At 51.4% G+C, this 23,577-nt stretch carries 20 protein-coding genes, 1 tRNA gene and 3 pseudogenes; 13 read left to right on the top strand and 11 right to left on the bottom strand.

Features of this window, described 5'->3' with window-relative positions; translation table 11 throughout:
* Positions 1–8 precede the first annotated feature (8 nt).
* The 3 genes from AB9F27_RS16130 to AB9F27_RS16120 are packed head-to-tail and all read left to right on the top strand — an operon-like array spanning position 9 to position 2,253.
* On the top strand, positions 9–431 hold the full coding sequence (locus AB9F27_RS16130; protein WP_335586703.1) for a biopolymer transporter ExbD: 423 nt from the start codon (positions 9–11) through the stop codon (positions 429–431).
* On the top strand, positions 428–832 hold the full coding sequence (locus tag AB9F27_RS16125; RefSeq protein WP_335586704.1) for a biopolymer transporter ExbD: 405 nt from the start codon (positions 428–430) through the stop codon (positions 830–832). Before AB9F27_RS16130 ends, AB9F27_RS16125 begins: the two co-directional genes overlap by 4 nt.
* Positions 829–2,253: a DUF4384 domain-containing protein gene (locus AB9F27_RS16120; RefSeq protein WP_335586705.1), complete on the top strand. Its 1,425-nt coding sequence runs from the start codon at positions 829–831 to the stop codon at positions 2,251–2,253. The genes AB9F27_RS16125 and AB9F27_RS16120 overlap by 4 nt, the downstream gene beginning before the upstream one ends.
* A 23-nt stretch (positions 2,254–2,276) precedes the next feature.
* Here the strand turns inward: AB9F27_RS16120 and AB9F27_RS16115 are convergent, their stop codons facing one another.
* The 3 genes from AB9F27_RS16115 to AB9F27_RS16105 form a co-directional block, all read right to left on the bottom strand.
* Positions 2,277–3,728 carry a caspase family protein gene (locus AB9F27_RS16115; RefSeq protein ID WP_335586706.1) on the bottom strand — a complete coding sequence of 484 codons (1,452 nt, stop codon included), beginning with the start codon at positions 3,726–3,728 and terminating at the stop codon, positions 2,277–2,279.
* A gap of 78 nt (positions 3,729–3,806) precedes the next feature.
* Positions 3,807–4,883 carry an OmpA family protein gene (locus tag AB9F27_RS16110; RefSeq protein WP_335586707.1) on the bottom strand — a complete coding sequence of 359 codons (1,077 nt, stop codon included), beginning with the start codon at positions 4,881–4,883 and terminating at the stop codon, positions 3,807–3,809.
* Positions 4,884–5,772: 889 nt separating this feature from the next.
* Positions 5,773–7,146 (bottom strand): glutamine synthetase family protein, encoded by a 1,374-nt coding sequence (locus AB9F27_RS16105; RefSeq protein WP_335586708.1) that lies wholly within the window; start codon positions 7,144–7,146, stop codon positions 5,773–5,775.
* 339 nt (positions 7,147–7,485) lie between these two features.
* On the opposite strand from AB9F27_RS16105, the gene AB9F27_RS16100 reads away from it, so the two are divergent.
* Positions 7,486–8,838 (top strand): glutamine synthetase family protein, encoded by a 1,353-nt coding sequence (locus AB9F27_RS16100; protein WP_335586709.1) that lies wholly within the window; start codon positions 7,486–7,488, stop codon positions 8,836–8,838.
* A gap of 95 nt (positions 8,839–8,933) precedes the next feature.
* On the opposite strand, the gene AB9F27_RS16095 is transcribed toward AB9F27_RS16100, so the two are convergent.
* Both AB9F27_RS16095 and AB9F27_RS16090 read right to left on the bottom strand, forming a co-directional pair.
* Positions 8,934–10,562, bottom strand: coding sequence for a BCCT family transporter (locus AB9F27_RS16095; protein WP_369757941.1), 1,629 nt, complete (start codon positions 10,560–10,562; stop codon positions 8,934–8,936).
* Between the two features lie 180 nt (positions 10,563–10,742).
* A complete protein-coding gene (locus tag AB9F27_RS16090; RefSeq protein ID WP_335586710.1) occupies positions 10,743–11,363 on the bottom strand; it encodes a YdeI/OmpD-associated family protein in 621 nt (206 codons plus the stop codon).
* A 168-nt stretch (positions 11,364–11,531) separates the two neighbouring features.
* Between AB9F27_RS16090 and AB9F27_RS16085 the strand changes: the two genes are divergently transcribed.
* The 7 genes and pseudogenes from AB9F27_RS16085 to AB9F27_RS16060 all read left to right on the top strand — a co-directional run.
* The gene (locus tag AB9F27_RS16085; RefSeq protein ID WP_335586711.1) at positions 11,532–12,074 is read left to right on the top strand and encodes a sigma-70 family RNA polymerase sigma factor; all 543 of its coding nucleotides are present in this window, start codon (positions 11,532–11,534) and stop codon (positions 12,072–12,074) included.
* Positions 12,071–12,769 carry an anti-sigma factor domain-containing protein gene (locus AB9F27_RS16080; protein ID WP_335586712.1) on the top strand — a complete coding sequence of 233 codons (699 nt, stop codon included), beginning with the start codon at positions 12,071–12,073 and terminating at the stop codon, positions 12,767–12,769. The genes AB9F27_RS16085 and AB9F27_RS16080 overlap by 4 nt, the downstream gene beginning before the upstream one ends.
* Before the next feature lie 172 nt (positions 12,770–12,941).
* Positions 12,942–13,511: a fasciclin domain-containing protein gene (locus tag AB9F27_RS16075; RefSeq protein WP_335586713.1), complete on the top strand. Its 570-nt coding sequence runs from the start codon at positions 12,942–12,944 to the stop codon at positions 13,509–13,511.
* 70 nt (positions 13,512–13,581) lie between these two features.
* Positions 13,582–14,049, top strand: coding sequence for a peptide-methionine (R)-S-oxide reductase MsrB (msrB, locus tag AB9F27_RS16070; protein ID WP_335586714.1), 468 nt, complete (start codon positions 13,582–13,584; stop codon positions 14,047–14,049).
* A gap of 100 nt (positions 14,050–14,149) precedes the next feature.
* Positions 14,150–14,600: pseudogene (locus AB9F27_RS16065) on the top strand (IS21 family transposase); the annotation flags it as partial.
* A gap of 154 nt (positions 14,601–14,754) precedes the next feature.
* A pseudogene (locus AB9F27_RS22235) lies at positions 14,755–14,901 on the top strand (IS21 family transposase); the annotation flags it as partial.
* Positions 14,898–15,198: pseudogene (locus AB9F27_RS16060) on the top strand (ATP-binding protein); the annotation flags it as partial. The pseudogenes AB9F27_RS22235 and AB9F27_RS16060, both read left to right, overlap by 4 nt.
* 171 nt (positions 15,199–15,369) lie before the next feature.
* On the opposite strand, the gene AB9F27_RS16055 reads toward AB9F27_RS16060, so the two are convergent.
* From AB9F27_RS16055 to AB9F27_RS16035, 5 genes are read right to left on the bottom strand one after another with little or no spacing between them, the layout of a single operon-like run.
* Positions 15,370–16,287 carry an SMP-30/gluconolactonase/LRE family protein gene (locus tag AB9F27_RS16055; RefSeq protein WP_369756312.1) on the bottom strand — a complete coding sequence of 306 codons (918 nt, stop codon included), beginning with the start codon at positions 16,285–16,287 and terminating at the stop codon, positions 15,370–15,372.
* A complete protein-coding gene (locus tag AB9F27_RS16050; RefSeq protein WP_369757940.1) occupies positions 16,284–17,270 on the bottom strand; it encodes an ABC transporter permease in 987 nt (328 codons plus the stop codon). The genes AB9F27_RS16055 and AB9F27_RS16050 overlap by 4 nt, the downstream gene beginning before the upstream one ends.
* Positions 17,267–18,193, bottom strand: coding sequence for an ABC transporter permease (locus AB9F27_RS16045; RefSeq protein WP_369756314.1), 927 nt, complete (start codon positions 18,191–18,193; stop codon positions 17,267–17,269). The genes AB9F27_RS16050 and AB9F27_RS16045 overlap by 4 nt, the downstream gene beginning before the upstream one ends.
* Positions 18,190–19,674 carry an ATP-binding cassette domain-containing protein gene (locus AB9F27_RS16040; RefSeq protein ID WP_369757939.1) on the bottom strand — a complete coding sequence of 495 codons (1,485 nt, stop codon included), beginning with the start codon at positions 19,672–19,674 and terminating at the stop codon, positions 18,190–18,192. Before AB9F27_RS16040 ends, AB9F27_RS16045 begins: the two co-directional genes overlap by 4 nt.
* A gap of 17 nt (positions 19,675–19,691) precedes the next feature.
* Positions 19,692–20,708 (bottom strand): ABC transporter substrate-binding protein, encoded by a 1,017-nt coding sequence (locus AB9F27_RS16035; RefSeq protein ID WP_369756316.1) that lies wholly within the window; start codon positions 20,706–20,708, stop codon positions 19,692–19,694.
* 181 nt (positions 20,709–20,889) lie between these two features.
* Here AB9F27_RS16035 and AB9F27_RS16030 point away from each other — a divergent pair, with 181 nt between their 5' ends.
* Together AB9F27_RS16030 and AB9F27_RS16025 are read left to right on the top strand one after the other, a co-directional pair.
* Positions 20,890–22,116, top strand: coding sequence for an ATP-binding protein (locus tag AB9F27_RS16030; protein WP_369757938.1), 1,227 nt, complete (start codon positions 20,890–20,892; stop codon positions 22,114–22,116).
* Positions 22,113–22,826: a response regulator gene (locus tag AB9F27_RS16025; RefSeq protein WP_369756318.1), complete on the top strand. Its 714-nt coding sequence runs from the start codon at positions 22,113–22,115 to the stop codon at positions 22,824–22,826. Before AB9F27_RS16030 ends, AB9F27_RS16025 begins: the two co-directional genes overlap by 4 nt.
* Positions 22,827–23,456: 630 nt before the next feature.
* Here the strand turns inward: AB9F27_RS16025 and AB9F27_RS16020 are convergent.
* A tRNA-Met gene (locus AB9F27_RS16020) sits at positions 23,457–23,533 on the bottom strand.
* Positions 23,534–23,577 lie beyond the last annotated feature (44 nt).

Genomic DNA, 23,577 nt, shown 5'->3' with positions numbered 1-23,577 from the left:
GAAGCGATATGCAACTTACGCGAGTCACTGAGCCCAAAAGGATCATATCCTTAGTGCCTATGATTGACGTATTGCTAATCATGTTGGTGTTTTTCATGGTGACATCAACATATCTCAACCTTGGAATGATCCCCGTTGTGAAGTCCTCTGACACCACAATTACACCGGAAAATGAGGGAGCTCCTTCTGCCAATGCCCCACTGCTCATTCGGTTAAATTCTGACGGGCAGCCCAGCCTTAAAGGGCAGAAAGCGCGCCTCCCCGACCTCGCCGCGCTCCTAACCACCCTGGTCGCGCAATTTCCGGATACTTCCGTTTTGATCTGGCCATCGCCCCATGCAAAGACCCAATCCCTCGTGTCACTGCTCGACACAATAACGGCTTCAGGCGTCACTCAACTGCGCATTTTGCAATTGGCTGCGGTCGAATGAAACTCGCCCGTCGCCCCCGTCGTCTTCCTCCAGAAACCATCATTCCGCTCATTGATGTCGTGTTTTTCCTGCTCATTTTCTTCATGCTCATCGGTCGAATGGACGCCACCGCCCCTTTTGCAGTTTATCCCGCTTTCTCCACCACAGGCACCGAGATGCCCGGTGGCGGTGCGACCCTTTCAATTGGTGCGCAAGGGGAACTCGCTCTGAACAGTGCCGAATCCGCATTGGACTCCCTGCTTAGACAACTGTCCGTCAGCCTTGCGGACGATCCGAACTTGCTGGTACGCATCAACGCACATCAGGATGCCGACCTTGCGCATGTCCTGCCGTTAATGGCAAAAATTGAAGCCCTCGGTGCGCGCGACTTGGTGCTTGTTGTGACGCCAGAAATGCCATGAACACGCAATCCAAAACATTCTGGCTGGCCGCCATGGCCGCCTCGGTTGCCCTCCACTTCGTGGCGCTCGGAGCCATCGCATATCTCGTCACGCCCGATCCGTTTGAGACACAAAACCTCCCTAAATCTCAAATCGACATCAAAACACAAGACGTGAAACGCGTCGCAGCTCAGGAAACGCAAACCGCACCTGAGGCAGCAAATGAAAGCAAACCCGATTCCAAAACTCTGGGTCTGGGGGCCTTTCCCAAATCAAATGCCGCTACCCTACAAACAGCAGGTCTTTCTGTGCCGACCAAGCCATTGCCGTCGCAGAAAACGAGCCCCTCCGAGGTACCGACAATTCCCACAGCACCAGTGGTTCCCCAGAAAACACAGATCGCAACATCTCTCCCGAAAGCGGTAGCGGAGGCCGCAAAACCTCCGCCCTCAACGACCATCAAATCGACCCAACCCCGGGGTGAAACCTCCGCACAATTGAAAGCCCCGGCACAGGAAAGCAATGCAATCCCCGCGACAGGCGAAGCCTCCATTTCCACGTCGCCCTCCGATCAAGCTATACCCTCGGCCTCTCTCGACATACCTTCCGAGCAGGGACAGGCCTCCCTCGCTTGGTCTGGTGGCGACAATGCCGTGGTTGAAGCGGCGTCACTCAGCGCAATTCAGGCGTTCATGCAACCTAGTGATCTGATGCAAGCCGGTGGTGCCCATAGTGAAGTACGAGACGGGATTGCAACCATTCTGGCCTCCGTTCCCTGCGCACGCTTGCAAGCGACATTTCTGCCCGAAACTGGACAGCTTGAGCTGCGCGGCCACATTCCTGAAGATGCCTTGCGCGGGCCCGTATTGGCCGCATTAAAACAACAGATTGGCAGTGCAATTCCTGTTACGGATCAATTACTTATTCTACCTAGACCGCAATGTAGCGCCCTATCTGGTATTGCCGATGTGGGCCTTCCCCAATCGACCGAACAACTCACAAATCCGCGTGTGATTGGCGCGTCTGGATTTGCCCAAAACTACACGTATTTCGCGGGTCAACGTCTTTCGCTTGAACTGGTGGCACCCGACTACGACGGCTATGTTTACGTCGATTTTTTTACAGCCGATGGCATGGTTATCCATCTCCAACCCAACGAGATTGTCCCGCTTGAGTTTTCTAACGCCAAAAGCCCCCTTTCGGTGGGCACGGACCGTGGGGACAAGCCCTCGCTTGAGCTGACAATCGGGCCCCCATACGGGCAAGAAATCGCGGCGGCCTTTGCCTCGTCTGTCGTGCTTTATGATGATCCGCGCCCCTTGCAAGAACCGGCCGAAAACTATCTCGAATTCCTCAAAGCTCAGGTTACTGAGGCGCGAGAACAACACAAAGACTTCAAGGGGGAATGGGTGTATTTTTTCATCTCAACCGCCGAACAATAACCGCGAAGTAACTCGTGGCACGCTTAGGGTAAACATCCGCCCCCAGCCCAATGACGCAATCCTTGCTTGAACGCTCCACCTAAAGGGTGCGATTTCGACAGGGAACGTTCATTGCTGGCTAGGAGGTAGGTTTTCCCCTGCGTGCACAACGCTTCAGCAGTCCACTCGTGGCAATTGGAGCACGTTTTCCCATTCCACGCTTCCTCGGGCAAGCCTTCAAAAGGCGGGAACGCAGGCGATCCCTCAATGAGTTGCGCAATGCTTCGACCAACCACCTCTGGATCTTGCGAGGTAAGTGGTGTCGTAAACGTCACGTCTTGCTGCGAGCTTTCAACCGCGGCCACGGAACTCTCTGGAACCGCGACGGGCGCAGCCGCTGCTGCGGCTTTTTGGGCGAGAATATCCTGCTCAAAACCCGCAAGTTCCGCATAGATACCGTTGGGATAAGCTTCAAGATAGGCCTCATAATCCTCGGATTTCCCCGAGCTTTGGGCGGCCCCAATCAAGGCTTCCTCATCCGCAATTGAGCCCGTATTCTCAGCGACTTCAGGCTCAACGGTCGGCGCAGCAACCTGTGCCGTAGTGGTATCACTCTCGCCACCCGCCAACTCGGCGCGCATTATCTCATTCAACAAATCCCGCGCCTCTACCGTGAATATGCCTGCAGGGTAGGCTCGCAAAAACAACATGATAGGTACCGGATCGTCGCTATGACGCACGGAATCCCAGAGTTGTTTTTCCTGCACTTGCTCTTGGGTCAAAGGCTGTGACGCGCGGAAGGCAAAATCGGACGTGAGCGAAGATGTATCCCAAGGCGTCTGCTGACCATTCGTAAGCGCAACAACTTCAATCCGTACGCTCTTGAATGTCTGCTCAAGGGATACCCCTTCACGTGTAATTTCCGTTGCGAGGGTTTTGGTAAACGGGCTGTTTCCGTCTAAGCCGTCAAGCGCGACAGCGCCTGGTGCCGTAGAATAGGCCAAAAACGTGCCCCGCGGGGCGTTCATCTCGGCGAGGCCATTGTCATTCAAAGCTGGAATTGACTCAAAGGGATTGTTGCGACACGCATCCAAAATCACGATATTCGTGCGATTGCTGGCGGAAAACATTTGTCGCAAAACGGCGTCAGCGGGAACACCAACCAAACTTAAATCGGCAGCATCCGTTAGCTGCGTGTCGACGGGAAGCAAGAAGTTCGAGCCAAAAGACTGAACCGCGTGCCCTGCGTAGTAAAACAGCCCCGTTGTCTCTTCTCCGCCGCTGCGCAGATCGCGGCCAAACTGTGCAATGGCACGGTTCATGTCGATTTGAGAGGCATCGGTGACAACGCGAACGTCAAAGCCGCTTTCGATCAACGCAGTTTCCATAAGATGCGCGTCGGACACGGGATTGTCGAGTTGCGTCACGGATGAGTAAGCCCCATTTCCCATGATGAGCGCGACCCGTGGCTCGGCCAAACTGGTCTGTGCGGACATAGAAAATGCCAGAGCACACACAAGCCAAGCGGCGGGTCGCGATAGGAATTGAAGAATGGGACTTACAACGTTTTTCATTTAGCTACCTAATACCTTAAATTCGATCCGGCGGTTTTTGGATTTCCCCTCACTGGTATCGTTCGTGGCAATGGGGTTACTTTCGCCGTAACCTTTGCTTTCCAACATGTCAGGATTAAGGCCTTTAGCGAGCAAATAATCGACAACAGACGCCGCTCTCGAACGGGAAAGACGCTCGTTCTGTGCGTCCCCACCATCAGAATCCGTGTGACCGCCGACCTCGATTTTCAAATCGGGGCAACGGGCGATGATCTCTGCGAGGCTATTTAGCAAGGGAGCGCTCGTGTCCTGTAGGCGGGCGCTTCCGGAGGAGAAATAGATGCTGCCAGTGCGCGAAAGAATTTCAAAACGCCCTTCACAGGCTTTCTGATCAAAATTTCCGACAACTTCTAGGGCGACAGAGGCGGGCTTAGCTGGCTCGGATGATATGGGTTCCACGGCAGCTTGCGATGTGGCGCGCGCGAACAAGAAGTCAAACGATATGGTCGCCGACGGGACGATATCAACGTTTGCTGCCTCTTGCAATTTGGCCAAACCATCGGTGAGATCAAAATCTTCTACGGCTACCGAAATCGGTGTCCGGCTTGCAATTGATACTAGATCATCACTCAACAACGTGACGGTTGCCACAGTTTCAAATGTTTTCGAAACGCCATGTAAATCAATCGAATATGTCAACGGGATCTGCTTGCGGCGGACCTGTGCCAAATCGGTCAAATCTGCGGGGTTGATCTGGGTTGTGATTGTCGCTTCGGGAAATTTGAATGTTTCAAAGAACAGAAAACGCATCCGAACATTGCGTAAATCAACTTTCGTATCAACGGAATCAAGCAGCACCGACATTTTGGCAAGGCCATTTTCATCGATTGTGCCCGCTAATGTGGCAAAGCTGCTGGACTCAACTACGGTCTGCTTTTTAACAGATTGAAACTCCAAGGATGAAGCTTCGGGTTGGAGATTCCAGCCACCTGAAAACGGACCAGCCTGAGCGTTTACAGGCTCTGACAGCCCAACCGCCAATGCCAGAATAACAAGGAAAACTCTGGCTAAAACCAGCCCCAGCACATTACTTCGCATTCTCACGTCCTCCAAAAAAAACCTCCAAGATCTATGTTCTAGCCTTGGTTAAATATCGAATAGTATTAATGCCATGTGAACCATGGCCACTCAGAATTGGCGCGCAACCGCGACATCAACATTCTCGTATTCCCATTATGGCACAGTGCGCGTGCCACGACCATTTACTCTTCCCAAAATGAAAGAAAACTTACCCAATTTTGCACCACTATACACTCCCGCGCCATTTTCGCCACAGTTTTACCGTTTCAATTGCGGTCCTTTTTGACCCGTAGATGCACCGCCTTAATGCTGTCGGCTAAGTAGAATTTACGCGCATCGCAACGGCGGTTCCTTCTGTGGTTTCGGATTGCCACTTCTCCCAAAAATGGTTGTAGCAACCTCTCCGCTGGCGCTTAGTCTCACCAAAGTGTCCAATTAGTGATACTTTCAATCAACAGAGGCTGTGCCCAATGACTCTGACTTTCAAAGCTGGCCCTCTAAAAGCGACGCGGGTTCTTCCAACCGCTACCAGCAATAGAATCACGATTATATTGTTAAAAGCAATCAATTGCGGGAAGACGGTGTGCTATTCTTGTCCTTTTTGACGAAAACGCGGTCCGAAATGCGATCCAACGCACCAATTCCTTATTCCATGCAGCGACCGGAGATGGAAAAAACTTCTCGATAGGATGATTGCTGTCACGCACCAAGTTGAGGATTTAGCGACTTGCGAATTGAAAATTTCACTCTCCCGCCGTCATGCCGTTTCCGAACGCCAAACATATGCCGTGCATGCTATGCTTTGTTTTCTAAATCTATCGCCGACGGTTCAACGCTTAGTCCCCGCTCGCCGAAATACAACGCTTCGGACTCCTTGTGGATCGAAAAGCAGGGTGCCATTAATTTTCTATACGTTCAGCAGCAAGTGCTCCCGTTCCCACGGGCTGATCACACGCAAAAAGTCGTTTTGTTCCGACCGTTTAATTGCGATGTAAAGCTGACTGAATTCGACCCCAAGCAGTTCCTGAACCTTGGGCGCGTTCTCAAAGGCCTTCAATGCTTCCTTCACATCATGGGGCAATTCATGGGGCAAATCGCCCGCGTCACTCACGATTGGTTCGCGGGGTTTGAGCTTCTCAACCATACCCAAGTATCCACAGGCCAGGCAAGCAGCCATCGCCAAATACGGATTGGCATCCATACCCACAACCCGACATTCCACTCGCCGTGATTCAGGCTTGGAGATCGGAATGCGCAAGCCCGTCGAGCGGTTGTCCGTGCCCCATTCAAGGTTGATCGGCGCGGATTCCCCTGGCACAAGTCGGCGGTACGAATTCACATAGGGCGCGAGCAGGCACACCACCGAATTCAAATAGGTTTGTTGGCCCGCAAGGAAACCATGGAAAAGCTCAGTCGCTTGATCGTCCGCATCATTGAACACACTTGCGCCCGTCTCAATATCGACAACGCTTTGATGCACATGCATCGCACTTCCGGGCTCGTTTTCCATCGGTTTTGCCATGAAGGTTGCATAGCAATCGTGCCGTAACGCCGCCTCACGAATGGTGCGTTTGAACATGAAAACCTGATCCGCAAGCTTTAGGGGATCGCCGTGATTTAAGTTAATTTCAAGCTGCCCTGCCCCGCCCTCTTGCATCACGGTATCGATTTCTAGGCCCTGTGCTTCGGCGAAATCGTAGATGTCATCAACCACGGCGCTATACTCGTCGACGCCGCTAATGGAATAGGCCTGCCGCCCCACTCCTTGGCGCCCCGAGCGTCCAATCGGCGGTACAATCGGAAGATCAGGATCGACATTAGGCTTGGTAAGATAGAACTCCATTTCAGGCGCGACCACGGGTTTCCACCCGCGCGCAGAATAGAGATCGAGCACTCGTTTTAGTACATTGCGCGGTGCCAAACCGCTAAGTTTTCCATCTTGGGTATGGACGTCGCAAATTACTTGAATGGTCACATCCGACGTCCAAGGCACCGCCCGCGCGGTCGACAAATCCGGCACCAAAACCAAATCGGATTCCGCCCAAGCATTTGCAATGGCGACGTCTGCATAGCCTCCAGTTATCGTTTGAAAGAAAATCGACGTTGGCAAAAACATGGTTTGCTCACTGGCAAATTTTCGGCCCGGCATGGCTTTTCCACGCCCAATGCCAACCATGTCCGGTACAACAGCTTCAATTTCTTCTGGGTTGCGCCCCGCCAACCATTCCTGAAGGTGATCGGGCAATTGCGCGACGATGGATTTTATCTCTGTTGCTCGCATTTTAGGGGACTCCTGTGAAAGCTAAAAACTGGCGGGCATGGACGCCCATTGCAACTCACCACATATTTGATCAAATTATTTTAAAGCACTGGGCACGTGTTAGTATATGGAAAAGTGTTGACAAGAACCCTACAAAAACAGCCCCATCGCGCGCGAAATTGGAAAAGAAACGGGACGAGTGCTTTTAGGAAATCGAAAGGGTTTTTCATGTTCAATCTTGACACAAATTCAATATTTGATCAAATTATTCCTGAAGACTAAATCGAGAAATTGCAAACGATTTTTTCAAGGACGAGCAACTAATTTGACGCCGAGATTGCGGCGCTTGAGGTTAATAGAATGCCAAAGACACCCAGCCCTGAAGATCGTAAAATCCTTCTAGATTTTCTAGCCGAGAACCCAGACCTTGAGCGCATTGAGCTCCTGTTCCCAGATATGCACGGGATCTTCCGTGGCAAATGGATGCCACCGGACGGAGCGAGGAAGCTCCTGACGCGGGACGTGCGCCTTCCTATTTCCTCGTATGCGCTGGATGTGTGGGGGCACGACGTGAACGAAACCCGACTGGCCCTCGCCACTGGCGACCCTGATGGTTATGGCGTTCCCGTCATGCGCACGCTCAAACGGCTACCTTGGACCAAAACACCTGCGGCCCAGCTCTTGATGACGTTGGAAACTGAAGACGGCGCGCCTTGTATCTATGACCCGCGCCAGCAATTGTCGTCGATGGTTGAGCGCTTTGCCGCAATTGGGCTGACCGCAGTTGTGGCCGCCGAAATGGAATTCTATCTGTTTCGCAAACGCAAAAACCTGGGCTCAGCGCCCATCCCCCCGATTGGCTCCATGGGTACCCAGCTCTATGATTTGGATGCGATGGATGAGTTGGAAGACGTGCTGCGCGAAATCCGCAGGGGGTGCGAAGCCCTGGATCTCCCCGTGGATATTATCATTGCGGAGTCAGGTTCCGGCCAATTTGAAATCAATTTCAAACATGTTCCAGATCCGATTGCGGCGGCGGATTACGCCATTTTGTTCAAGCGCCTCGTTTGGGGATGTGCGCAACGCCACGATTTGGAATCGACCTTCATGGCGAAACCCTATGGAGACGACGCCGGAAGTGGGATGCATTTCCACGTAAGCTTGATCAATGAAGACGGCGAAAACATCTTTGCACTTGAAGACGGTGGCAAAGAAAATTTGCACCACGCCATCGGCGGTCTTTTGTCGACCATGCGGGAATTGCAGGTTATTTTCGCGCCGCATCTAAATTCCTATCGGCGGTTTCAAGAAGGCAGCCATGCACCGCTACAGCCAAATTGGGGCTTAGACAATCGCAGCGCCAGCGTTCGTGTGCCCGAAAGTCAGGGACCAGCAGCCCGTTTTGAACACCGCATTTCAGGGTCGGATGTGAACCCCTATCTCGCGCTGACGGCCATTCTGGGTGGAGCGTTGATTGGATTAAAAAATAAAATGGACCCGGGGAAGCCTATCGATGAAGGGGGGGCAATCAAACAGCGCCTGTACGGAACTTGGGTTCCAGCTGTTGACGCGTTTTCACGCTCGACTGCGGCTGTGGACGTGTTTGGGAAAGAGTACCGAAGGGTCTTTACCGCTTGCTGTCGGGCAGAAATTCAAAAGCTTTCTGCTATGGTTACCGATGTGGAATATCAAACTTATTTGGACCGTATATAGCTGGTTCGGAAGAATCCAGACGAGCCGTAGCCGTTGAGGGCTTCGCAATTGTGAAGTGGTGTCTGGCCCCCAAAACAGGGAGCCAGACGGAACGTTTAGGTCATTGCTTTAACGTATCTGCGCATACCGATATAAAGGCTAACACACATCGCAAGGAGAACGATGGTGAACGGGAAGCCCGTCGAAACAGCCATCGCCTGAAGTGCCGTAAGCGCGCTGCTGCCGCCAACAAGGAGCAGAGTCGCGGCAACCACACCTTCGAATATACACCAGAAAACGCGTTGGGGTACGGGGGCGTCAATCTTGCCACCAGCGGTAATTGTGTCGATCACTAGCGAGCCGGAATCCGACGACGTCACAAAGAACACAAGCACCAGCACGATACCCAGAAGCGACGTAATCGACGCAAAGGGCAACTGTTCCAGCATGACAAAGAGCTTGAGTTCTTGTGCGACACCAATCACGGGAGCCGCCGCATCCGCCATCACTTGCGATACAGCAGCACCACCAAAGGCACCCATCCAAACGACACTGGCGAGCATTGGGATAAGGATAACGCAGGTCAGGAATTCGCGCACTGTCCGGCCACGAGAAACCCGCGCAATGAACATGCCCACGAAAGGCGACCAAGAAATCCACCATGCCCAATAGAACGCAGTCCAGCCCTGCATGAAGTTGGTGTCGTCACGTCCGAAGGGATTAGAGAGAGGGATGATTTCGCGTGCATAAGCAATGCCACCTGAGACAATCGTATCAAAGATTATGGCTGTCGGCCCAACGACGATTACGAACAAGAGGAGCAGCAAGGCGAGCCCAATGTTGATCTCAGATAGGATTTTAACCCCACCATCGAGGCCGCGGATCACTGAAATGGTTGCCAGTGCGGTAATAACCGAAATGAGGACGACCTTGGCGATATTGCCAGTGCCCCAACCAAAGAGGAAATTGAACCCAGCAAGTGCCTGTTCGGTGCCAAAGCCAAGTGAGGTGGCAAGACCGAAAAGCGTGGAGAACACTGCGAGAGTGTCAATGACGTGCCCCGGCCAACCCCAGACCCGTTCGCCCAAAAGCGGATAAAACGCCGAACGCAATGTCAGCGGTAGACCGTTGTTGAAAGTGAAGAACGCCAGCGACAGGGCAACGATTGCATAGATTGACCACGGATGCAGCCCCCAGTGGAAGATCGTAGCAGCCATACCAAGATCGCGTGCGGCGATGGTGTCACCAACCGCAGCACCAAGGGGGGCCCAATCGGTACGCGCGCCAGCCTCAACCGTTGTGCCGCCCATCGAGGATGCAAAATGCGACATCGGTTCGGACACGCCGAAAAACATCAGGCCGATACCCATACCGGCGGCGAAAAGCATGGCGAACCAACCGAGGTAGCCATAATCGGGACGCGCCTCTTTGCCACCAAGCCGGATTTTACCCATAGGCGAAAGCACAAGGAACAGACTGAAAAGTACAAAAACATTCGCCGCACTTAGAAAGAACCAGTCGAAACTCGACGTTAGGAAATCACGTAACCAGCTGAAAAACTCTGTGGCTGGGCCTTGCAACATCAGAGTTGCGATGACGAAAACAATGATAGCGATACTCGAAATCCCGAAAACCGGATTGTGGATATCAAAGCCGAATGGCGTGACGTTGTGTTGCCCTATCTCAAAGTCTGTATCAATAGGCTGAGGCACGTCCGCGCTCGGGTCGTTTGTGGAATCTGTCAAAAGTTATCCTTCCAGAACCGACGCGAGTCGCTTTGGACACTGTCCTGCAACTGGCGATTCAAGTCGCGTTTACGGAAAATCCGCCTAAGCCGACAGTAACAGGCAAAGGGAAAAAAAGCAAACGAAGTGGGTTAAGGCCTTATAATTCGCCGCTTATTTGGGCTGTTGGACGGATATTGTTCACCTTTCCATCGCGCCTTTGCCCAAGATAATTTTGTCACGGAACTTCTCAATACGCGTGGTGCGTGTCGCAGACGCTTTTGCACCATTGAGATTAATCACGTAGCTTCTTTGACGACCTGGTGTCAGTTTGTGAAAGGCCTCAGCCAGTTCGGGATCGATATCCATGGCCTCAACCAATTCATCAGGCAATTCGATTTCCACTGGCTCTTTAACTGGTACTAACCCAGCATCCGCATAGCCAATAGCTTCTGCTAAATAGGAAACGATTATCGGTTCCATTTTTGCCACTGCGGTACTGTCTGTGAAGCTCATCATACCTGCATTTTGCGTGTTTGGACCTCTTTTCACGAGGACATTTTCGGGATCTTTCATCAACGCGGGATTAAAGAAGCTTAACCGAAAGTCGCCACGGAATGCGCCGAGCAACGCAATGTTGCGCCCGTTGTGCATATAGCACGGATGGCCCCATTTAGCCGTTTCCATAAGCCCAACCTCTCGACAGATTTGGCGCAAGTGCTTGAGCCCATCCGCCCATTTACGCACCGAGCAATCTGGCGTAGCAAAGCGTTTGCAGCGCCCACATCCAATCAAAAAATAGTCCTCGGGATCTGTGATCATAGCGTAAGCTTTCCTTGGTCTCGGAAATTTATAACCCCCCACTCCTGAAATAAGAAAAGAATTTGAGCAGAGTGTCTAGCGGTAGGTTTAGTCGATTTCGCAATGGTGTTTGCGTAACTTTTTGACTTGCTCGTTTACACGGTGCTGGCCTCGCATTAGCGTAGCAAGATGAACACTGTCGCTGACATCGAGGATTTTATTGTACGCACCGGTTTGGGCGACCGCGCGGCGTTTTCTTCCCTTTATTCTGCGACCTCTGCGAAACTTTTTGGTATTTGCCTACGTGTCTTGAACAATAGGGCCGAAGCAGAAGACGCCTTGCAGGATGTTTTTGTCAGGGTTTGGCAGAAGGCAAACAGCTATGTCGTCAACGGTTACAGCCCTATGACGTGGTTGATTACGTTGGCGCGAAATCTGTCAATCGACAGACTCAGAGCCCGCAAAATCTCCACTGCGTCTATCGAGGATGTTGTCGAGCTAGCCGATAGTGGACCGACACCAGAAGCCGCCGCAGTGCAAAGTTCCGAACGCACGCAGATCGATAATTGTTTGGGCGAACTGGATGTTGACCACGCCGCATCAATACGCGGCGCTTATCTTGACGGCGACACATATCAAGACTTGGCAGACCGCGCGGGTGTGCCGATCAATACAATGCGAACATGGCTTCGTCGAAGCCTTGCGAAACTGAAAGACTGTTTAAGCAGATGACCCAATCGGGCGATCATAACGACGACGATACTACCCTCGTGGGGGAATATGCGCTGCATCTTCTGGATGCGGAGAGCCGTCTTGCGTTTGAAAAGCGTCTGCGTGATGAGCCCGATTTACGTGTTTTGTTGCGCGAGTGGGACGAAGGGCTTGTGCATTTGGCGGATGATATCCCCGAAGTCACGCCCCCCGCTCACCTCAAGAGCGCCATTGATGCGCGCCTCTTTGGGGCCACCGAACCCGCGCCAAGGTTTTCGCTGGCGTGGTTCTTTGGCCACAAGGGCAGCGTGTTTGCCGTCGTTGCGATGCTGGTTTTGGCCGCGTATTTCGGCCCCTCCATGCTGGATGACACACAAGCGCCGACCTATACCGCCGAGATTGCAGCAGAGGATCGTGCACTGGTCGTCACGGCAAGCTTTGATCCCAACTCTGGCGAAATTGATATCAACCGGATTGTTGGCTCTGCCGCCGAAGGGCGGGTTCTAGAGTTGTGGCTCATTGCTGACGGAGCACCTGCGCCTGTGTCTCTGGGGGTCTTACCAGCGAGCGAAAATGCGATGATATCCGTGCCGCAAACTCTTATCGCGGCCATGAATGGCGGAACGCTTGCGATCAGTGACGAGCCCACTGGCGGCTCCCCCACTGGAGCGCCAACAGGGGCGGTTCTGGCCGTTGGAACGATCATTTCGTCCTGATTTGATGAGTGTTCAACGGGTCCGCTTGGACAATTTAAAATTTTATTTGCTTTAAATTCAAAGAATTAACGGCCATTTTTCGTTCTTTCAAATTACTTTGAAACTTTTCATTGGTGGGTTGCGTGTTTTCATCACAACCAAAACAAACCAACCCTTTGAAAAGGAAATCACAATGAAACTCTCAATCGCAAAAACGACTTTCCGTGCGTTCAACGTTGCCGTTGTTGCTGGCTTCTTGTCGACGGCCGCATATGCCGAAAACCCAATGGTGGGCGGCGCTGCCATGTATGAGTCCAAAAACATTGTCGAGAACGCTGTAAACTCGGAAGACCACACAACCCTCGTGGCCGCAGTTCAGGCGGCTGGCCTCGTTGAGACGCTTCAGAGCGCGGGTCCCTTTACCGTATTCGCCCCCGTGAACGCCGCATTTGCTGCACTTCCTGAAGGCACGGTCGAAACCTTGCTGATGCCAGAAAACAAAGCCACCCTAACCAAAATCCTCACCTCTCATGTGGTTGCGGGCAAATGGTCCGCCGCTAATATCATCAGTGCTGTGGGTAAAAGCTCTGATGGTTTCTATCACTTCGAAGCTGTCTCGGGCGATGCCTTGTCCGCGCAAGTCAAAAATGGCAAAGTCTATATCTTTGATGAAAGCGGCAACGCCAGTCTTGTCACCATCGCTGACGTGAACCAGTCCAATGGCGTTATCCACGTTGTTAACCGTGTTCTTTTGCCTAAATAAATAATGTCGCCCACTTCCGCGTCTAAATTGCGAGAGTGGGCAGGCCCTGAAATCCAAATTGGAGGCTCTCATGAAACGCCGATTATTCCTTCTGTCCGGTACCGCCGCCGTGGTGGCTACAAAACTTCATGCCACCGAAGGCGCGTTTGAAATCACGCGCACCGAAGACCAATGGCGCGCGCAGTTGAGCGAAGTAGAATACCTTGTGATGCGCGAAGAAAAGACTGAACGCGCAGGCTCTAGCCCTTTGGACAAAGAAACCCGCGATGGGATTTACGCCTGCAGAGGTTGCGATTTGCCGCTCTATGATGCCTCGACAAAATATGACAGCGGCACAGGCTGGCCGAGTTTTTATCAACCCTTGCCCAATGCCGTCAGGACCAAGGATGACAACACGTTTTTTTCGAAACGCACAGAGGTGCATTGTCGCCGATGTGGTAGCCATTTAGGTCATATCTTTGACGACGGTCCGAAACCGACGGGCAAGCGCCATTGCCTCAACGGAGTCAGCCTTACTTTTCAAATCGCACAGATGTGAACGGCAGAGCAATATGGCCCGCAGAAGCGGCTGCATATCGCAGTTGTAGCTCAGTAGAATTCCACCAGTTTGTGTCCCTCGTTTACTCGGAGGGCGGGAGATATATTCTGTGGATATTTATAGTCGTCTGCGTCGTGCTTGTTTGAAGGACGGTATGTCTGCTCGAGAAGCCGCGCGTTATTTCAACAAGGACCGTAAGACGATAGCGAAGATGCTGCGCATGGACAAAGCCCAAATCAAAAAACCGCGTCACACAACCAAGCGCATCTTTGTGCGCCTGCGGGATGAGCCTGCCGCATTCTAACGCAGTTTTTGTGAAGAGATACCCTGCGGAGACAACCGAGCCGTTCTGTGATGGCCACGTGTCTGCCTTTGCGTTCTTTGATGGCATCCCGCAGTCCATTCTTTATGACAATACCAAGATCGCTGTTGCGCGTATCCTTTGAGTCCGACCCCGTGTGCGGACACAGAGTTTTACCGAGTTGCAATCGCATTGCCTGTTTGATGACAAGTTCGGCAGGCCTGCGCGGGGGAACGAGCGAGGAATTGTCCGCCATTGGTCCGAGAGACATGGCGAGGGTGCAAGTTCTACGCCTGCTGGAAACCTTTGAGTAGGACGTTGAGCTGAGTGCGATCCAGCAGGCGGTTGATATGGGGCAATAGGCTACCCCTCTCGGTGATGCACGCATCTCCTGCCGGTCAATGGATGCCGTAAAGCATCTTGTGCTGTGCCGTTTTGAGAAGCGGCCACCAAGATTGGATTTGGACTTCTACCCTTATCTGCCAAAGCCAAATGTTGGCACAACACGTCCGGCAAGCTACATGAGCCTGATGGGAGGGGCCGTGGCATGACAGGGGCTCCCCAAATCCTTCTGCAACATCACCTTAAGAAGTTGCGCTTGCCGACGTTCCAAGTAGAATACGTAAAGCAAGCGCAGATATGTGCTACTGAGAACAACCCCTCTCGTGCATTGCTGTGCAATGCCCTGTAGGGCAATGGATCACGTTCATTACCTGGCACGCCTGTGTGAGATGGAGTTTATTGATCGCGAGCGCCGGATGATTGAACGGCGAATCAAAGCGGCGAAGATCCCCAGCACCAAAAGCCTAGATAGCTTTGACTTCAGGATCATACCCATCTTAAACAAGCCACTGACGTCAGATACTAATGAGATTAGCAGCCTGACATGAAGCCCTGATCCGCCTTAACAAGGCTGCAAACTGGTCGAAAACTTTGGACCACCTCCTCTGAAAGAGTCCTCGGAAATGACGTATTTTCAGGGCTACCCCATGCCTCGCCTTAACATTGGCCATTTTGATTTATCGTTTTGCGATCGCTGACTTGGTATTGAGTTGGAGAGCATAGACGCTTGATGTTGCCGTGATGAAGAGTTCGTTTCCGTGGGCACCACCAAAGTTAAGGTTGGATACGATTTCAGGCACCTTAATTTTTCCCAAAAGCTGACCATCCTTGTCCAAACAATGCACTCCATCGGCAGCTGATATCCAAACGTTGTCATGTTCATCAACACGTAGGCCATCAGGGATGCCTGGGTCCATTGTCGCAAAAATGCCATCGTCGGAAAGCGTCCCGTCATCGTTTACAACATGACGCCTGACAATAGGTGCAAATTCGGGGTCATCGCTCAGTCCTGAATCTGCAATATAAAGCAGGCTTTCGTCCTTCGAGAATGCTAGCCCGTTTGGTTGTGTAAAGTCAGTTGCAACTACATCCAATCGTCCATTGTCTGGCTCTAAACGGAACACGTAGCGCCCTTCCTGTTCCTGCCGAGCAGGATACCCTTCATAGTCACTTTTGATCCCATAGGTTGGATCAGTGAACCAAACGGTGCCATCCGATTTCACCACTACATCATTTGGCGAGTTTAGCGGCTTATCGTTGTGTGAGGCTGCGAGCGTCGTAATCTGACCATTCTCTTCAGTTCTCGTGACTGAACGTGTCCCATGTTCGCATGTGACTAGACGCCCTTGAAGGTCGAGTGCGTGACCGTTTGCAAAGTTTGAGGCGGCCCTAAAAATGGAAGTGGTCCCATCTGCTGTCCATTTGTGAATTTTCTGGTTTGGGATGTCCGAAAACAAAAGGGCATTCTGACGACTGAACCAAACAGGACCCTCTGTCCAAAGATGTCCGGAGGATATCTGCTTCAACTCCGCGTCTGGGAGGGTCACTTCATAGAAGCGTTTATCTCGTACTTCGTAGACATCATTGTTCATCATGCTGCGTCGCTCCTCTTACTAGCCAATGAGACTACGCCGACAATGATCAATCCAGTCATAATCAATCTTACGCCCGCGCCGAATCCATAGGAATTAAGCATCGAGACGACGAGGAACATGAATAGTGACGCTCCCCAAATGCCTGGAATGTTGGAGTTGCCACCACCAATTGAAGATCCACCAATGACAACAACAGCAATGGACATCAGCATGTATTCTGCACCCATGTTCAATGCGGCCCCGCCGGAAAAATTAGCCAACAAGAAGCCCGCAAGCGAGGCACACATCGCACAGCTTACATAGACTCCAAATCGAACCAAGCTAACGGGAACGCCGCTGAGTTGAGCCGCACGAAGATTCTGTCCAATTGATAGTATCCAACGACCGGCGATAGATCGTTCCACTAGAATCCAAGCAAAAAAGGCCAAGAAGAGAGCAACTAGAGCCACATTAGGGATCCCTAAAATCCCACCAGTAGTGAAATCCGCCAAAGCTTCGGGAGGCTTAACTCTGATGCCTCGATTTGACCAAATTGCTAACGACTGAAAGATGAAAGATGCAGACAGTGTTGCGATAATCGGAGGAATCCGCAAAAGCAAAATGAGACCGAAGTTAAACAACCCACATCCCAATCCGACGGCTAACGCGACAAACACTCCAGGGATGATCAGACTGTTCTCTGTATCCATGAACTTAAGCGCAAGCGTTGCTGAGAGAGTCATATTCGCTGGAATTGAAAGATCAACATTTCCTGGGCCAAGGGTGATTACTAGCATCTGCCCGACACCTACGATCGCAGCGAAGGAAGCAAATGTAGCGGCAGAGTATGCAAGCGAAGTTGCGCCCTGCCCGCCCGAAAGCAACATGGTCATCGTGAAGGCAGCCAAAGCTGCTACAAACGCCCATATCCAAGGTTTTGAGATGATTTTTTTGACTATTTTTAGGGGACCGGAGCCGCCTTTTAAGTTTGTTGCTGAGCTCACGACATGCGCTCCTTTCTCGTAAAGAAGAGGCGAACTGCTAGAACAAGGATCAAAATCGCTCCCTGAGACCCAATTTGCCAGTCGGACGAAAGCCGTAAGAAGGACAAGAAACTAGCTGCAAGTGTTAATGTCAGAGCACCAATAACCGCTCCAATCGGTGAAACACGCCCACCCGTAAACTCTCCCCCGCCGAGTATGACACCAGCAACAGAAAGGAGGGTATATCTCAGAGCTATGTTTGCATCGGCGGACGTAGCAAGACCTACTAACGCCATCCCCGACAACACACCGAATAGGCCAGCTAATGCATAAGCAGAAGCTTTGAGCTGTATGAGAGACCATCCAGATCGAGCCATCGCCCTATCGTTCCCTCCGACACCTCGCAGAAGAACTCCAAATGAAGATCTTTTTATGAGCATATGGGTGAGAAAAGCGATCAAGATGGGTGCAATTATCGCCATCGGTATAAGCGGCGGCTTTGATTTCATAAGGAACCTAATCCACTCAGGAGACGAGCCGCCGGGTGATGGCAAGATCAAGACCGCAAGGCCGCCCCAGACGAACGACATCCCGAGGGTAACGACGATTGCTGGCAGGTTTCTTGCTTGAATGATTGCGCCAATTGCTGCGTATCCACAGATGGCAGCGAAAAGAACAGCATACCCAAGTAGAGGCGTATCCTGAACTAATGTCGCTGTTACACACGCGCAAAAGCTGACGAACGCGCCAATTGAGAGATCAATGTCATTGACCATGATGATCATCATTTGAGCTATTGTCGCCAAAGCAACGGGAACAGCCAAATTGAACAAAAGATTTAGGCCAAAATAGCTCATGGACCGGGGTTGCAGGTAGAAAACAGCCGCTAGCAGGGCTGCCAACGAAATCACTGGTAACAATATTCTAAGTGTATCTTTGTTCATCCTGTAGTCTCCCGAAACTCAAAGGAAGCTTTGAGGATGTTCTCTTCATTGATATTTGATCCAGTGAGTTCAGCTGAAATTTCACCATCTCGGAACACAAATACCCGATCGCACTGGCAAACCTCGTCTGTCTCAGTTGAGTACCAAAGGAAGGTTCTACCATCCCCGGCCTCTCGCTTTATCATCTTGTAGACATCCTGCTTTGTTCCGACATCAACACCACGCATGGGATCGTCCATCACAACAATTGGAGCAGAGGAGGCCAATGCTTTAGCGAAAAGAACCTTTTGCTGGTTCCCGCCAGAAAGAGACAAAATAGGATTACTTACGTCATCTGTGCGAATGCCAATACGATCTTTCCAAGAGGCAACGAGCGTGGATTCGGCTTCCTTGTTGACGAACCAGTTTCCACTGAATTCGACAAGAGATTTAAGAGTCAAATTTCTCGCTATCGACCACAGAGGCATAATGCCATCACGCGTTCTATCTCCGGCGACAAATGCCGCTTGCGGAGCTTTCTTTGCCCGCCATGCTGATGTCTGCGTAAGATAGAAATTTGCTAGCGCTTCAGCTTGGCCATGACCAGCAAGACCGGCCAAACCAACAATTTCGCCTTTCCGTGCTTTGATGCCCGGCGGTGCATCAACGATTTGGTCGCCCAATGTTTTATCGTTGCGGGCAGCGGAAGTGGAGGTAGAACCACCCGCAACGACGTGACCCATGGCATCGACTAAGCTCTGACGGGAGAAGTCGGAGGTCGGTCGGTCTTCGGTCACTAGGCCGTCCTTCATCACGACAATACGGCTCGCGACTTCAAAAATTTCGCCCATCATATGTGTGATAAAAACGATGGTTCCGCCATTGGCGCAAAATTTCTTAATATGTTCGAGCAGTTGGGCTGCGATGGCTGCATCAAGTGATGATGTAGGTTCATCTAAAATAACCATTGATGGAGCTGAATCACGGAGCGAGAATGCAATTGCAATCTCTACCATTTGTCGCTCAGCAATGGTTAGGTCGCCAACCGTAGTATCGGCTTTTATACCGTGATCAGGAAAAATTTCATTCAAGGATTCAATAACTCTTAGCCGCGCAATTTTGCGCCAGCCAGCTGTCTTCATTCCCTTGTAGGGAACTCGAAAATTTTCGAGCACCGTTAAGTTTGGGCACAAAGACAGTTCTTGGAAGACGCTCCGAATTCCGGTCTCATGGGCGAGAATTGAATTTTTGGAGGGCAGTCCCTTGCCCATCGTTTCCGGATACTCAACCGATCCAGAAGTCGGCGTTAGCCTGCCGTTGATTACGTTGACAAGCGTCGACTTGCCAGCACCGTTATGGCCAACCAGTCCAAGGCATTCGCCTTCGGAGAGGGTTAAGCTAACTCCGTCAAGTGCGCGCACGCCCCCAAAGACCATGCGCGCGTCTTGCAGAGCAACCACTGGTGAGGGAGACTCGCCGGTTTTTGCATTTGCATTCAGCATAGAGAAGTTTCTCGCTCTTAATTTGCCGCTTCGATAGCCGCAATTGTGTCTTCAAGCGAATACTCTGTGTTGGCTACAGAACCTTCAGGCGTTGTTTTCAAAGCGCTATCAAGCGATGCTGGAGTCACGGTCAGGAACGGGACAACCATATCTTTTGGAACTTCGTTGCCGTCAAGAATTTGCTGAGCCACCCAAAATGCCAATGTGCTCATGCCAGGCGCAATAGAAAGCGACGTTGTTTCGTAACCACTTTCGTCGCGCGCTTCTTGCCACCAAAGCAACTCATCTTGCCGATTGCCCATGATGATCGTTGGGAGTTCGCGATCTGTTGCCAAGAAAGCTTGTGCAGTGCCATATCCATCACCACCCTGCGTTGCCACTGCGACAACATCTGGTAGAGTTGGAAGTACACCAGCGACTGCTTTCTGCGCGACGTCTTGCGCCCAGTCACCATGAACTGATCCTACAATCGTGAACTTTCCGTTCTCTGCGACAGCCTCTTCAATGCCCGCATGAATTTCATCATCCACAAAGACGCCAGCAAGACCACGGATCTCTAGAATGTTTCCGCCTTCAGGGAAACGTTCTGCAAGATATTCGATTTGTGAGCGGCCCATGCCGCGGAAATCGACGGCGATACTCCACGCGCAATCCGCCTCAACAATACCGTCGAAGGAAACGACGATAACACCAGCGTCACAGGCTTCCTGAACTGCGCCGTTCAAAGCAGTTGGTGAAGCAGCGTTCAAAACGATTGCATCGTAGCCTTGCAAGATCATGTTTTGAATCTGGGCGGCTTGCTCCGTCGCTTGATTTTCAGAAGTTGTGAAAGCATCTGCAGCCGCGATTAGGCCCGCTTCGATAGCTGCGTCGCCATTTTTGCTCCAGCTTTCGAGCATTGCTTGACGCCAGGAGTTACCCGCATAGTTGTTTGAAAGTGCAATGCGTTTTTCTGATGTGTCAGCAAAGGCAGGAGCCGATGCAACGATGGTTAGCCCGGCGGTAGCGCCAAGCAGAAAAGTCTTAAAAGTCATAGTTCCTCCACTGAGCGACCTCCCGCCGCTCTCCATTAATATCAGTGCCGCAATTATGGCGGTAACCCATAATGAAGCTTGTTCATGATGGGTGACAGAGTAACCCCCGCAGAAAAGAATGCGGATTCCCGCATCTAATATGCGGATGCCCGCATTCCATTGGTGAAGTTGATGTCATAGCATGAGGTTAGCTATTCAAGAAAAGTATCAAATGTCAAAGTCTGCAAACTACCTCAAAATCTCGAACCACCTTGCTGGAAAGCTGGATATTCGCGACGCACTCTGCTCTGTGAAAGATGTAATCGAGCGGCTGATCAAGGTCGACCATTTGGATGTCTGCTTGATAGATGAAGATCGTCTTTGGAACACAACGTTTGAAGTAGGGCTAAGAACAAGGTGGGGTTCATCAAGGTCATTAATTTCTGCATCGCCGGTCAAAGAAATCCTGATGGGGAACTTAGACGCAATGATCACTGGGGATGCCACGACGGACGCACGATACATATTCCCCGGTGCGATGAGTGAACCCATCACCCGGCATTCGTTGAGGAGTCGCGTGAATGTCGCCATGAAACTTCATGGAAGAACGATTGGGTCGCTAAACTGCTCTTCAAAAGAAGAAGACGTTTATGACGAGGACACAATAGAAGAGGTTCGCAACATAGCTGACGTGCTTTCACCATATTTCTTAGCCTTGCGGTCGAACGAACGAGCTAAGAACGAAGCAATTGCCCGGACGGAAACCTTGATGCGTGAAGAGGGCCTAATTCGAGGGGCTCTCAGTTTAACAGAAGCCCTAGAACAAGAACGTCAACGCATTGGTATGGATCTGCATGACCAGACGTTGGCCGATTTGACTAGGATCGCCCGAGACTTTCAAACGATTAAGTCAATAGACAAAATAGGTGAAATTCATGATCGGTTGCAAGTATGCATTCAAGGTTTACGAGAGATAATTGATACCTCGATACCTTCCATCTTGGAGCTATTTGGATTTCAACACGCTATCCGCACGCACCTTCAACAAGCTCTCAAAACCAGTTCGGGCGTTGAGACCGAAGTCACCGACGAGACTCAGGATCAAATCGACCATCTTCCGGCAGCTATAAGAACTGCGCTCTACAGGATTGTACAAGAAGCAATTAATAATGCTGTCATGCACGCGCAGGCCTCGGCCATACGGATAGTGATATCACGATCTGACAAAGGTGAGTTGATCATTCAGGTTCAAGATAATGGTCAATTTTCGATCAACGACCCATCGAGAGTTGGCTCTGGGGGGCTAGAACACATGCGGACGCGGGCGCGCCTCATAGGAGCACTGTTCACGCTTGACGAAACTGATGGCACATTGATTGGGGTCGTTTTGCCGCCAAGGGCCGTCGATCCTGAGAGGGGAAGCGCATGAAAGTTCTACTCATCGAAGACGATGCTATGCACTCAAATTACATGATGGGAATGGTGCACGCTGCTCTACCTGAGGTGGATGAAGTTTTGGTCGCCAGGAACGGCAAGGATGGCGAGAGACTGGCTCGTGATCAGGATGTTTCGCGCGTCATCATGGACCTTCGTATGAAGGAGCGAAATGGCATCGAGGCAGCAAGGACAATATGGGCGGAGCGTCCCAACACGAGAATTTTGTTTTGGTCGAACTACTCCGATGAAGCTTATTTGCACGGCATAACTCGTATTGTCCCGAACGGTGCAGCTTACGGTTACCTGCTCAAAACTACGAACGAAACGAAACTACAATTGGCTCTACGATCTGTCTTGGGAGAGGGGCAAGTCGTTGTCGATAGGGAAGTTAATCACTTTCAAACGGGTCAAAAGCAAACCAGCAATATGCTCAATGATGTAGAGCTAACGATATTGATGGATGTGGCTCTTGGCTTGCCAGACAAGTCGATTGCCGAACGTCGAGGGCAATCGCTGAGAACAATCCAAAACAGACTATTATCAATCTATGATAAACTGGAAGTCGAACTGGGTGGCAGTAAAGACGTTGGAGTCAATAAGCGCGTGCGAGCGGTCGCCCAAGGTGTGAAAAGACAGATTATCAACAGCGAAAGCATAGAATCTGCAGAAAAAGAGCTGACTATTTGGTTGTCAGCTCTATGATTGAGAGTGGACTTGTCGCGGTTTAGTTCCGGCCTCTTTCGAGCTATGTTTGCTATGAAGGAGACAAAAAATGGCACCGAGACACACAGGCGTGATGCGGTGCGGATTGGCACGACCAGTGGCTTAACGCGGCCCCAGCTTTCATCAGATTTGGTGGTTGGGCATTCGACGCTGAATAATTGGGTTCAACAGCTGATCTGATTGCCGAGTTTGCGCGGTCCAATCAGAAAGATTTCAATCGCCTCTCTGCAACAATCGGACAAGATCACGCCAAAGCAGGACGCGACTTGGCACAGGTTACCAAACAGATAGACGCCATTATCGATGCAATTTCTAATGGGATGCTCCAGCAGAGCATGAAGGCCAAGCTCGCAGAGACGGACAGAAATCCGCCCGTTCTGCTCCACCCTGGCCTCGCGGATATGTATCGCAGCAAGGTGGCCGACCTCACAGACGCCTTTAATGAGCCTAGCACAAGGACAGAAACTGGCGAGATCATCCGTAACCTCCTCACCAGTATCACCCTGATCCCAGACGGGGATACCTTGGCTATTGAACTTGCTGGATTGTTATCTTTGGGGAACCCTAGAAACGCAGAAAGCCACCCGAAGGTGGCTTGTTCTGTAACAATGGTTGCGGGAGTCAGATTTGAACTGACGACCTTCAGGTTATGAGCCTGACGAGCTACCGGGCTGCTCCATCCCGCGACGCTTAGGCATTTTGCCTTAGTTCGCATCCCAGTTTTTGTAAT

Origin of the sequence: Falsihalocynthiibacter sp. CO-5D18 (genome assembly GCF_041205445.1) — a bacterium.
GTDB classification, from domain to species: domain Bacteria; phylum Pseudomonadota; class Alphaproteobacteria; order Rhodobacterales; family Rhodobacteraceae; genus Falsihalocynthiibacter; species Falsihalocynthiibacter arcticus.
Note: the sequence above shows the minus strand (reverse complement) of the source record. Positions and strands in the feature narration are given on the sequence as shown.